Below are 11,252 nucleotides of genomic sequence, written 5' to 3'. Positions count from 1 at the left end.
GCGACCGTCGGAGCGGTGGCTCCGCCGGAGGCGGGCGTGCCGGACGGCGCCTGTTTGGGAACGGGCTGGAGCGCCGTCGCGTCGGCGCCCGCCAACTCGCAGCTCGCGGGCGTCCTGGCAGGCTTCGTGTTCGCGGGATTCGTCATGATCCTCACCGAACGCAGAATGAGCCCGCTCCGGACCGCCACCCTCCGATTATTCATCGCCGGATTCATCGTCCTGGCCCTCGACAGCTACGCCTTCTCGCTGCTCACCGGAGACGTCGCGGAGCAGGCGTGCGGCCGGGTGTGGACCGAGTCCCTCATCGCCAGCGGCATGCTGGTCGTCGGTGCCGTCGCCGTCATCAGCGGCATGTCGTGGCTGCTCGCCTCGTACGTCGAGGTGCAGAGCGGCGAGGAGCCGGACGACGGCACGGCCCCGGCCGACGGGCACCAGGAGGCCATGCGCACCCTGGAGCGGCTGCTCCGCAGATCCGTCTACGGCATCACGACGCTGACCGTGCTGCTGCTCTCCACGGCCGCCCACGACTACGTCAACGTGGTGTTCGGCGGCCGGCAGCCGCCGGGGTGGGCGTCATGGGTGTCGCCCCTGTACGTCCTGCTGGTCGGCGCCGCGATGATCGTGACGGTGTGGCGGCGGCAGCGGAGACGGACGCGGCGGGCCGGGGAGCCGGCGGCGCCGCCGCGCAATGAACTGCCCATCGCCTTCACCTGCGCGGTCTCCTACGCGGTCCTGGGCACGGCGGCGATCGGCGTCACCACGAGTACGCCGGTCAGCGCCTGGAACCCGGTTCCCGAGGCGGTGGCCGCCTGCACGGTCGGGGTCGTGCTGATCATGCCCGTCCCGACCGTGCTCGCCCTCATCTACGCCATGCCCCGCTCGGCAGCCCGGCTGCCCGGCCCGCGGGCCTCCCCGGACTCCGGGGCGTTCACCGGCCCGGAGTCCGCAGGTCCAGACGGAGCATGACCTTGCTGCTGCCGCTCGTACGGTCGGCGGCGACGGCCAGCGCCCGGTCCGCCTCCGCCAGGCCGAAGCGGTGGCTGATGACGGGCGACACGTCGAGGCCCTGCCGCATGGCTTCGAGCGCGTCGTCGATCTCCTCGGCGAAGCGGTACGAGCCGACCCAGGTGATCTCGCGGGTGACGAGGTCGCCGAGGGCCGCCGGGGCCGCCGCGCCGGGGAGGTTGCCGACCTGGACGAGCGTGCCGCCGCGTGCGGTCGCCCGGAGAACAGGGCCCAGCGCGGCCGGGGCACCGGACGCCTCGAAGACCAGCTCCACGTCCTCGGGGAGCGCAACCCCCTGTCCGAGGTCGACCGTCTCGTCAGCGCCCATGGCCCGCGCCACCGCGAGGGAGGAGGCGGAGAGGTCCGCGGCGATCACCGTGCCGGCACCGCGGTGCTTCGCCGCGGCCACCACCAGGGAGCCGATCGGCCCGGCCCCGTTGACCAGTACGGTCTTCCCGCGGACGTCCCCGGCCCGGTGCACGGCGTGCAGGGCGACGGCCAACGGCTCGGCGAGCGCGCCGTGTTCGGTGCTCACGTTCTCCGGCAGCGGCCGGACCTGCGCCGCGCGGACCACCCGGTACTCGCTGAACCCGCCGTCGGTGTGCGGATGGAAGGCGGCCGAACCGAAGTAGCGGACGCGCGGGTGCAGGTTGGTGCGGCCGGCGAGCCGGTCGGGCAGCGGCTCGTCGCCGACCGGCGTGGCCGGGTGGACGGTGACCGCCCGGCCCTCCGCCAGGCCGGTCACGCCGTCGCCGAGGGCGGCGATCCGGCCGGCGACCTCGTGGCCGAGCACCAGCGGATCCTTGAGCACGGCCGTACCGGTCCCGCCGTGCTTCCAGTAGCCGATGTCGGAGCCGCAGATGCCGCCCCACTCCATGGCGAGCAGCACCTCGCCGGGGCCCGGTACGGGGTCCGGACGCTCGTCGATCCGGAGGTCACCGGGACCGTGCACGACAACAGACTTCATACGGCGTCCTCCAGACGCACCAGGTCACGCCCGCGCGTTTCGGGGGCGAGGACGATCGAGACGAGGGTGATGAGCGAGTAGACGATCAGCATCGCCGCGACGGGCCACCAGCTGCCGGTGACGGCGGTGAGGGTGGCCGCGACGACGGGGCCGATGGCGGTGGCGAGGATGCCGCCGATCTCCTTGGCCAGCGCGAGCTGGGTGAAGCGGGTCCGGGCGCCGAACAGTTCGGCCATGGTCACGCTCTCCAGCGAGAAGAGGCCCAGGACGCCGACGTTGAGCCCGATGATCATGCCGGCCATGACGCCCGCCGTGCTGCCGGAGGCGATCAGCAGCATCACCGGGAACGCCAGCACGATGGTGAGCACCGTGAGCGCGATGTAGAGCGGGCGGCGGCCGAACCGGTCGCCGAGCAGGCCGATCAGCGGCACGGTGGCGAAGCCCAGCAGCGAGCCCCAGACGATGGCGTCGGTCGGCACGGACCGGTCGGCGCCCAGCGTGGTGGCGATGTAGCCGACGAGGAAGGTCTGGACGAGGCCCGAGTTGCCGGCCTGGCCGAAGCGCAGCCCCAAGGAGAGGAAGAACGCCTTGCCCTTGCGCTGGCGGAGGCCGGCTTCGAGGACGCTCTGCTGCTCCTCGACGGTGTCGTGGGCGACGGCGGTGGCGACCTCGGCACGGGACATCGCCACGCCGTCCACGACGTCGGCCCGCTCCTCGAAGACCGGGCTCTCCTTGAGGTTCCGGCGCAGCCAGACGGCGAAGAGCATGAGCGCGAAGCTCAGCAGGAACGGCAGCCGCCAGCCCCAGGAGACCAGCTGCTCCTCGCTGAGCACGGCCAGCAGCACCGCCCACAGGCCGGACGCGGCCAGGGTGCCGGAGTTGGTGCCGAGGGAGACCAGGGACGAGACCAGTCCGCGGCGCTTGGTGGGCGCGTACTCGGCGAGCATGACCGTCGCCCCGGCGATCTCGGCCCCGGCCCCGAAGCCCTGGACGAGCCGCAGCGCCACCAGGAGGATCGGCGCGAAGATACCGATCATGCCGTACGTGGGGAGCACGCCGATCAGCGTGGTCGACGCGCCCATCAGCAGGATGGTGAGGAAGAGGACCTTCTTGCGGCCGATGCGGTCGCCCATCCGGCCGAAGTACAGCGCACCGGCGAGCCGTGCGACGTAGCCGACGCCGTAGGTGGCCATGGCGGCGATCAGGCCGATGGCGGGGCTGACGTCGGGGAAGAAGATCTTGTTGAAGACGATGGCGGCCGCCAGCGAGTACAGCTGGAAGTCCATGAACTCCATGGCGGTACCGAGCCAGCCGGATACGGCTGCCCTGGTGAGGTCGCGGGTGGTTCTCCGCGCGGGGCTGTTCGGCTCCGTCTGCGTCGTGTCCGTCATGAGGAACTCCGTTGTTCTCTGGCCGTGCGGGAGCGGGCGGTACGGGGCTTTCGGGGGGCTGTCCTGGTGGCGGGTCAGATCTCCACGCGGCCGGCGCGCAGCGCCGGGAGCCGGGTGGCGACGGCGGTGACCAGGCCGGGGTCCGCGGCCAGGTCCGCGGCGCCGAGCGTGTGGAGCAGCCGGCGGACCGTGTCCTCGGGGTCCGTGCCTTCGTGCCAGCAGCGGCCGAGGGCAGGGGCGGCAGGGTCGGTCGTGCCGAACAGCTGGCCGCCGTCGTCGGCGGGGCGGGTGGCATTGGCCCAGGCGGCGAGGGCGAGTTCGAGCACCGGCGTGGCGGCGGAGGCGGCCCGCAGCGTCCGCAGGGCGTCGAGCCACCGTTCCGGGATCTTCAGGGACCCGTCGGAGCCGATCTGCCGCAGCAGGTGCCGGATGCCGGGGTTGCCGAACCGCTGGACCAGGTCCTCGGCGTACGCGGCCGGGTCGGGGCCGCCGGCGGGCAGCGTCGGGGCGATCTCGGCGCACAGGGACCGGACGAGCCGTTCGCCCCAGCCGGTCGCCATGGCGTCGGCGACGGTCGTACTGCCTGCCGCCGCGCCCAGGTGGGCCAGCGCCGAGTGGCAGCCGTTGAGCAGCCGCAACTTGGTGAGCTGGTAGGGCACGACATCGGGCACGAACAGGGCGCCGTCCAGCTCCCACGGGGGCCGCGGGCCGGCGAAGGAGTCCTCCAGCACCCACTGGCGGTACGGCTCGCCGACGACCGGCAGCGCGTCGTGCACCCCGAGCGCGGCCCGCGCCGCCCGCCGGTCCGCCTCGGTGGTCGCGGGCACGATGCGGTCCACGATCGTCGAGGGGAACGCGACCGAGGCGGCCATCCAGTCCAGTACGGCCTGCCGGTCCGGCCACGGCGCCGCCGCGACGAAGTCGCGCACCACCCGGCCGAGCGCGGCGCCGTTGGCCGCCATGTTGTCGCAGGACACGACGGTGACGGGGGCCCCGCCGGCGCGCATCCGCGCGGCGAGGCCGGCGGCGATCCGGCCGACGACGGTGGTGAGCGCCGCGGTGTCCGCCGCCGCGAGGTCGGCGGCGACCGCGGGCGCCGCGGTGTCCAGCGCGCCGGTGCCCGCGCGCCGGTGGTAGCCCTTCTCGGTGATGGTCAGGGTCAGCACGGAGACGTCGGGCGCGGCGAGCAGCGCGTCGAGCCGTTCGGCGCCGGGCCGCATGCCCAGTGCCTCGACGATCGCCCCGGACACCCGGGTGACGGTGTCCGAGGGCCGCAGCTCGGTCAGCGAGTAGAGGCAGTCCTGGGCCCGCAGTTCCGCCGCGGTACCGGCCGAACGCGGGGCGACGGCGACGATGCCCCAGGGATCCCCGGAGCGGTACGCGGCGTTCTCCGTGTAGCGGGCCTGGTGCGCCCGGTGGAAGGCGCCGAGCCCGAAGTGGACGATGCGGGGCCGTAGTTCGCGCGGGTCGACGGGCGGCCGCAGGTGCTCCGGGACGCGGGGCAGGGCGGCCAGGTTCAGTACGGGGGAGGTCATGGCGGTCACCAGTCGTGCACGGAGCCGTCGAGGCGGCGCGCGACGGGCAGGTAGCGGGCCTGGTACGGGAAGCGCTCGGCGGCCTTCTCGTCGTACTCGACGCCGAGGCCGGGCTCCTCGGACACGTGCAGCATGCCGTCGGCGAACGTCACCCCGCTGCGGAAGACCTCGCCGGTCTCGTCGGCATGCTCCATGTACTCCTGGATGCCGAAGTTCGGGACCGCGGTGTCGAGGTGGACGGCCGCCGCGAGGGTGACGGGCGAGAGGTCGGTCGCGCCGTGCGAGCCGGTCCTGACCTGGTACAGCGCGGCCAGGTCGAAGATGCGGCGCAGATGCGTGATGCCGCCCGCGTGCACGACGCTGGTGCGGACGTAGTCGATCAGCTGCTCGGTGATCAGGTGCTGGACGTCCCAGATCGAGTTCAGCACCTCGCCCACGGCCAGCGGCGTCGTGGTGTGCTGCCGGATCAGCCGGAACGCCTCCTGGTTCTCGACCGGCGTCGGGTCCTCCATCCAGAACAGCCGGCAGTCCTCGATCTGCTTGCCGAAGCGGGCCGCCTCGATCGGGGTGAGCCGGTGGTGGACGTCGTGCAGCAGGTGGAAGCCGAAGCCGAAGCGCTCGCGGACCGCTTCCAGGTAGGTGGGCGCGAACCGCAGGTACGCCTCGGTGTCCCAGGGCTGCTCCTCGGGCAGCGCGCTCGCGGCCGGCTCGTAGACCTTGCCCTTGCGCACCCCGTAGGTGCCGCCGACGTCCGGGACGGCGGCCTGGGCGCGTACGGCCCGGTAGCCGAGGTCGAGGAAGCGGTCGACGTCGTCGAGGAGGGCCGGGGTGTCCGCGCCGCTGGCGTGCCCGTAGACCATGACGCCGTCGCGCGAGCGGCCGCCGAGCAGCTGGTAGACCGGCAGGCCGGCGACCTTGCCCTTGATGTCCCACAGGGCGGTGTCGACGGCGGCGATCGCGGTCATGGTCACCGGGCCGCGGCGCCAGTACGCGCCCCGGTAGAGGTACTGCCAGATGTCCTCGATGCGGGCCGGGTCCCTGCCGATCAGCAGGGGGACGAGGTGGTCCTGGAGGTAGCCGGCCACGGCCAGCTCGCGGCCGTTCAGCGTGGCGTCGCCCAGGCCGGTCACGCCGTCCGACGTGGTGATGCGCAGGGTGACGAAAGTCCGCCCCGGTGAGGCGACGAAGACCTCGGCACGCTCGATCTTGCTCACAGAAATCTTGCTCCTTCGGAATCCGCATCGCGGCCGGTGGCCTGCGCCGATCCGCGCGTACGGCACACGTCGCCCGGGGCGACTGGTCGACCAGCACTGGTATACAAGCATTGGTCGTACAGGTGCGCAATACTTTGGAAACATCGATCGACCTGCGGGACGGCGAGAGCGGCGAGCCCCGATACGATGAGCGCATGGCCCGATCGAACCGGCAGCGAACCAGTCGCCGCGCCGTCTACGAGACGCTGCGCCGCAAGGTGCTGACCCTTGAGCTCCCGCCGGGCGCCGCGCTGTCCGAGAACGAGCTCGGGGCGTCCCTCGGGGTGAGCCGGACCCCGGTCAGGGAGAGCCTGATCCTGCTGGCCCAGGAGGGCCTGGTGCAGATCTTTCCCCAGGTCGGGTCCTTCGTCTCCCGCGTCGACCCGGCCAGGGTGGCCGACGCGCAGTTCCTGCGGGAGGCCGTGGAGCTGGCGGCCCTGGACGACCTCCCGGCCGAGCTCGACCCCGAGCTGGTCGAGGAGCTGCGCCGCAATCTCGCGGAGCAGCGGCGGCCGGGCCTGGGCCTGGAGGAGTTCTTCGAGCTGGACGAGGCCTTCCACCACGCCCTGCTGCGGCTGAGCGGCCACGGCAGCGCCTGGGCCACCGTCGTCTCGGCCAAGGGCCACCTGGACCGGGCGCGCCGGCTCGGCCTCTACGAGACCGCCTCGCCGGACGGGTTCGCCGCCCAGCACGTCGAGATCTTCGACGCGGTGCTCGCGGGCGACGCCGCACTGGTCCGCTCCGCCATGCGCGCCCACCTCCGGGCCGTCTTCGACGACGTCGAACGCGTCCGGGCCCGCTCCCCGGAACTCTTCGCGGCGGACACCGGCTCCGTCCCCGTACGCCGCAACGTCGTCGTCTGGGAGTGACGGACCGGCCTCAGCGGCGGCGCGCGGGGAGCGGCAGCCCGGCGGCGCGGGAGGCCAGGGTGCGGCGGCAGATCTTGCCGGTCGGGCCCAGGGGCATCTCTTCGACGCGGAGCAGGAGTTCGGGGAGTTTGCGGCGCTCCAGGCCGCGGGCCTCCAGGAAGGCGGTGAGGGCGGGCAGTGCGATCGCGGGCGCGCCGGGTGTCCCGCGTACGCAGGCGCACAGCCGCTCGCCCAGCTCGGGATCGGGTACGGCGACGCAGGCGACCTCGGCGACGGCGGGATGGGCCGCCACCTCCCGCTCCACCTCGGCGGGGCTGATGTTCCAGCCGCCGCGCACGACGACCTGCCGGAGCCGGCCGAGCACGTGCAGCCGTCCCTCGGCGTCCAGCAGCCCGCGGTCGCCGGTGCGCACCCAGCCCGTCGCGGTGCGGTAGCGCGCGTCGAGGTCCGGGCTCGCGACGTAGCACAGCGGGGTCATCGGGCCCCTGGCGAGGATCTCGCCCGGCCGTCCCGGGCCGAGGACGGTGCCGTCCTCGGCGGTGATGCGGATCTCCGCGACCGCCGGGTCGGGGCGGCCGGTGCCGGTCTCCGGCGTGAGGCCGGTCGCCGCGGTGTGGCAGTTGACGCCGTCGGAGGAGCCGTACACGGCGATGACCGGGCGGCCGAAGCGCCGGCGGCAGGCGTCGGCGGTGGCCGGCGGGAGGGCGGCGCCGCTGGCGACGAGCGCCCGCAGGCCGGTGAGGTCCTCGCCGGGGACCGGTGGCCGGTCGGCGAGGCGGCGGAGCATGGTCGGCACGCCGAGGACGTGCGTCGGGCGGTGCTCGCTGATCATGCGGAGGGCGCCGGCCGGGTCGAAGGAGTCCTGTACGAGGAGGGTGCCGCCGAGCGCGGCGACCGTGACGGGCGTCCCGCAGGAGCCGAACGACGAGGCGAGCGGGACGAGGACGAGGTGGCGGGGCGGCGTGCCGCCGGTGTGCAGGGCGCGCACGTACGCGGCCCGGCCGCCGGCCAGCGCGTTGTGCGAGTAGGCGACCATCTTCGGCTCGGCCTCGGAGCCGGAGGAGACCAGGATGCGGGCGGGGGACCCGGGGTCGGGGGAGGCCGGGCGAAAGCCGGGGGGCGGTGTGCTGTGCCGCTCGTCGCCGGGGGAGGGGAACGGCCGGACACCGGGGACACCGGGGGTGGCGTCCCCGGTGGCACCGGTGGTGAACACCGCTCGCAGAAAAGGCAGTTGGTCCCGCAGGGCGAGATCGGCGGGGGAGGAGAGGACGGCGCCGCGGGCGCGGGCGCGGCCGAGCAGGCTCAGCGTGTCGCGGGTGCCGCGGCCCGGCGGGTACGGCAGGGACACCGCGCCGATCGCGGCCACCGCCAGCTCGGCCACCACCGCGTCACGCCCGTTGGGCAGCCGGATCGCGACGATGTCCCGTTCGCCCAGGCCGGCGGCGGTGAACGCGGCTGCCGCGCACCGGACGCGGGCGGCCAGCGCGGCGTAGTCCAGCACGCCCGCCGAGTCGATGACCGCCTCCCGGCCGGGGTGCCGGCGCGCGTGCCCGGCGAAGAGGGTGTAGAGATCCCGGTCCGGGCAGTGGTCTTCGGCGGCCCACGCGCGGCGGTACCGCGCAGGCACCAGGTCGCGGACGGCGATCCCGTCCCGCGAGGTCCACACCGTCGCCGGGGCTTCCGCGGTGGTCATGTGAACTCCCAGGGGGTGCGCGGGAACACGTGCTCGGCGCTGGCGAGGGCCCGGTGGAAGGCCGGGGCGCGGGGCAGGTCCCGCAGGTCGGTGCAGACCGGCGTCGCCGTCAGGCCCGCCTCGTGCAGTAGCGGCGACCAGTAGCCCGTCGGCCGCAGCCGGAAGCGGAGCAGCGTCGTGGCGAGGTCCGCCGACGCGCCGGGCCCGGTGAGCCGGGCGACCAGCTCCGGCCGGGCGCGGGCGCCGGGGCCCAGCGCGAGGTAGCCGTCCGCGGTACGCAACGGGTGGTCCAGCGGCGTCCATTCGACCCGGCGCCGGCGGCGCGGGATCACCGCGGCGGCGGACAGCAGCGAGGAGTCCACGCGCCCGCCGTAACCGGTCCGGACGCGGGTCAGCAGCGCCGCGAGCACCCCCTGTGCCGACACCAGTCCGCCCAGCACGTCGGTGAGCGTCATCAAGGAGGGGACGGGCATCTCCTCCGCGGGGCGGAGCGCCGCCGCCAGACCGCTGCGGGCCTGCACCAGATAGTCGGTGCCGACCGGCGGCCCGGACCCGAACGCGTCACCCCACCCCGAGGCCCAGGCGTACACCAGGCCGGGGCGGGTGCGGCGCAGGTCGTCGGCGTCCAGCCGGAGCTGGGCCGCCTTGCCCGGCGCCCAGTTGTGCAGGAAGACATCGGCCCGGGCGACCAGGTCGTGGACCTCGCGCCGGCCGGCGTCGGTCGTGATGTCGATCTCCGCCACGGTCTTGTCCGCGTTGAGCGCGCTGAACCGTGCCGAGCAGGTGCCCGCCATCGGCGGGATGCCGCGCATCGGGTCGCCGCCCGGCGGTTCGACGCGCATCACCTGCGCGCCCAGCAGCCGCAGTACGTGCCCGGCGAGCGGGCCCTGCACCCGCCGCGTCGACTCCACGACGCGCAGGCCGTCGAGCGGCCGCTCCCGCGCCGGGCGGGGCCGGCCGGCCGCCCGCTCCGGGAACGGCGTCCGGGTCCACGGCCGGATGCCCATCGGGGGGAATGGGTCCTCCCGGACGGTCAGCACGCTGACGCCCACCTGCACGGCGGCGTGCCGTACGGTCCGGAACGGTACGCGCGCCACCGCCTCGTGCAGGCCGAGGGGCAGGGGACAGGTGGCGGTGGCGAAGCGCTGCTGGAAGGGGAGCCAGCCGCGGCTGACGTCGGCCGGGGGAGCGCCGAGCAGCCGCCAGAACGCCTGCCAGCGGTGCGGGTCCAGGGTCTCGAACTCGAAGAGCACCCCGTCCAACGTGGTCCACGAGCAGTCGCCCGGCGCGAAGGGCTCGGGCGGGCCGTCGTCGGCGGTCGCGGCGGCGAGGTACTGCGCGACGGACAGCAGCGCGGCCTGGGCGACCGAGGTACGGACCCCGTCCAGTGCGAGCCCCCGGGAACGCGCGATCAGGACGGCCAGGGCGCCCTGCGCCGCCAGCACACCGGCCACGGCCGAGGCGTAGTCGACGGCCAGCGGCGCAGGGCGGCCGCCCGCGCGGCCGTGGACGTGCATGATGCCGCAGGCCGCCTGCACGGCGCGTTCCTCCGACAGCGGCAGGCCGACCGGTCCCGCCCAGTCGATCTCGTACGGGGGGCGGCCGGCCCGGGGCGCGTCCGCGAGGTCCAGGGCGCGGGCCGCGACGCGCCCCGCGACCGCGGTCCCGGCGTGCGGCGCCGGTCGGGTCATGAGCCGGCTCCCGGCAGGGGACGGCGCCCCTGCGTCGAGTACAGGATGCTGGACGCCGCGCGGAAGGACGGGTCCCGCATCAGGGCCCTGACCTCTTCCAGCTCCCTCTCGGTCATGCCCTCGGCGAGCAGTTTGTCGCGCAGGTGGTAGGTGTGGTGCAGCTGGAGCCGGAGCCCCGCCGACCGGGCGTGCCGGAGCTCGATGAAGGGCAGCGGATCGATGTCGACGAGCCCGGCGGCCCGCATGGCGGCCGGTACCCGGCGCCCCCAGTGCGGGTCGCCGCCGCCGGCCCGCATCGCCGCCGCCTTGGCCCGCAGGAAGGCGGAGTACAGCTCCGCCGCGCGGGCGTCCGGGGCGAGCAGGGGCGGTTCGTAGGAGGTGTCGAACTCGTCGATCTGCAGCAGGCCGCCCGGCTTGAGCGCGCGTACCAGCTTGTCGAGCACGGCCAGGCGCTCCGGGAGGTGCTGGAGGACGAGGCGGGCCACGACGAGGTCGAAGGCCGCTTCCGGCAGCGGGTCGGTGACCACGTCGTGCGCTGCCACGGTCAGGCGCGGCGTCTCGGGGATGTGGTGCGGCTTGACGTCGGTGGCCAGCACCTCGCCGGCCGGGGCGACCCGGCCGGCCAGCCAGCGGGCCACGCTGCCGCCGCCCGAACCGACCTCCAGGCACCGCCAGCCGTCCCCGACGCCCGTCGCGGCCAGCCGCTCCAGGGTCACCGGGTCGTACGCGGCGGCCAGGCAGCGGTGCTGCTCCCGGCTGTGCGCGCTGTCGTTGTCGAAGACGTAACCGGGCACGGTGTCCAGGGACTGGCGCAGGGTGCTCCCCGCCTCTCTGCGGTACATGGGTTC

At 74.5% G+C, this 11,252-nt stretch carries 9 protein-coding genes; 2 read left to right on the top strand and 7 right to left on the bottom strand.

The features are described 5' to 3' along the window. Window positions 1-15 precede the first annotated feature (15 nt). Window positions 16-966, top strand: coding sequence for a hypothetical protein (locus tag ACZ6WH_RS13860; RefSeq protein ID WP_469728306.1), 951 nt, complete (start codon window positions 16-18; stop codon window positions 964-966). Here the strand turns inward: ACZ6WH_RS13860 and ACZ6WH_RS13855 are convergent. The 4 genes from ACZ6WH_RS13855 to manD form a co-directional block, all read right to left on the bottom strand. After that, window positions 929-1,972: an L-idonate 5-dehydrogenase gene (locus ACZ6WH_RS13855; protein ID WP_469728305.1), complete on the bottom strand. Its 1,044-nt coding sequence runs from the start codon at window positions 1,970-1,972 to the stop codon at window positions 929-931. The genes ACZ6WH_RS13860 and ACZ6WH_RS13855 overlap by 38 nt on opposite strands. Then, window positions 1,969-3,363, bottom strand: a complete 1,395-nt coding sequence (locus ACZ6WH_RS13850) for an MFS transporter (protein WP_469728304.1) — start codon at window positions 3,361-3,363, stop codon at window positions 1,969-1,971. The genes ACZ6WH_RS13855 and ACZ6WH_RS13850 overlap by 4 nt, the downstream gene beginning before the upstream one ends. A 74-nt stretch (window positions 3,364-3,437) precedes the next feature. Beyond that, a complete protein-coding gene (locus tag ACZ6WH_RS13845; RefSeq protein ID WP_469728303.1) occupies window positions 3,438-4,898 on the bottom strand; it encodes a mannitol dehydrogenase family protein in 1,461 nt (486 codons plus the stop codon). A gap of 5 nt (window positions 4,899-4,903) precedes the next feature. Next, complete coding sequence (manD, locus tag ACZ6WH_RS13840) at window positions 4,904-6,112, bottom strand: D-mannonate dehydratase ManD (RefSeq protein WP_469728302.1); 1,209 nt, start codon at window positions 6,110-6,112, stop codon at window positions 4,904-4,906. A gap of 194 nt (window positions 6,113-6,306) precedes the next feature. On the opposite strand from manD, the gene ACZ6WH_RS13835 reads away from it, so the two are divergent. After that, window positions 6,307-7,020 carry a GntR family transcriptional regulator gene (locus ACZ6WH_RS13835; protein ID WP_432861753.1) on the top strand — a complete coding sequence of 238 codons (714 nt, stop codon included), beginning with the start codon at window positions 6,307-6,309 and terminating at the stop codon, window positions 7,018-7,020. Between the two features lie 10 nt (window positions 7,021-7,030). Here ACZ6WH_RS13835 and ACZ6WH_RS13830 read toward each other — a convergent pair whose 3' ends face one another. From ACZ6WH_RS13830 to ACZ6WH_RS13820, 3 genes are read right to left on the bottom strand one after another with little or no spacing between them, the layout of a single operon-like run. After that, window positions 7,031-8,713: a class I adenylate-forming enzyme family protein gene (locus ACZ6WH_RS13830; RefSeq protein WP_469728301.1), complete on the bottom strand. Its 1,683-nt coding sequence runs from the start codon at window positions 8,711-8,713 to the stop codon at window positions 7,031-7,033. Next, window positions 8,710-10,404: a CoA transferase gene (locus ACZ6WH_RS13825; protein ID WP_469728299.1), complete on the bottom strand. Its 1,695-nt coding sequence runs from the start codon at window positions 10,402-10,404 to the stop codon at window positions 8,710-8,712. Before ACZ6WH_RS13825 ends, ACZ6WH_RS13830 begins: the two co-directional genes overlap by 4 nt. Beyond that, the gene (locus ACZ6WH_RS13820) at window positions 10,401-11,246 is read right to left on the bottom strand and encodes a methyltransferase domain-containing protein (RefSeq protein ID WP_469728297.1); all 846 of its coding nucleotides are present in this window, start codon (window positions 11,244-11,246) and stop codon (window positions 10,401-10,403) included. Before ACZ6WH_RS13820 ends, ACZ6WH_RS13825 begins: the two co-directional genes overlap by 4 nt. Window positions 11,247-11,252: the final 6 nt, after the last annotated feature.

It is taken from the genome of Streptomyces sp. NPDC050806, from assembly GCF_055586425.1.
The sequence above is the reverse complement of the archived record's forward strand: the minus strand, read 5'-3'. Positions and strand labels throughout refer to the sequence as shown.

Coding starts and splice junctions, on each gene's coding strand:
- ACZ6WH_RS13855 (WP_469728305.1), bottom strand. CDS start 1,972: ATGAAGTCTGTTGTCGTGCACGGTCCCGGTGACCTCCGGATCGACGAG.
- ACZ6WH_RS13850 (WP_469728304.1), bottom strand. CDS start 3,363: ATGACGGACACGACGCAGACGGAGCCGAACAGCCCCGCGCGGAGAACC.
- ACZ6WH_RS13845 (WP_469728303.1), bottom strand. CDS start 4,898: ATGACCTCCCCCGTACTGAACCTGGCCGCCCTGCCCCGCGTCCCGGAG.
- ACZ6WH_RS13835 (WP_432861753.1), top strand. CDS start 6,307: ATGGCCCGATCGAACCGGCAGCGAACCAGTCGCCGCGCCGTCTACGAG.
- ACZ6WH_RS13830 (WP_469728301.1), bottom strand. CDS start 8,713: ATGACCACCGCGGAAGCCCCGGCGACGGTGTGGACCTCGCGGGACGGG.
- ACZ6WH_RS13825 (WP_469728299.1), bottom strand. CDS start 10,404: ATGACCCGACCGGCGCCGCACGCCGGGACCGCGGTCGCGGGGCGCGTC.
- ACZ6WH_RS13820 (WP_469728297.1), bottom strand. CDS start 11,246: ATGTACCGCAGAGAGGCGGGGAGCACCCTGCGCCAGTCCCTGGACACC.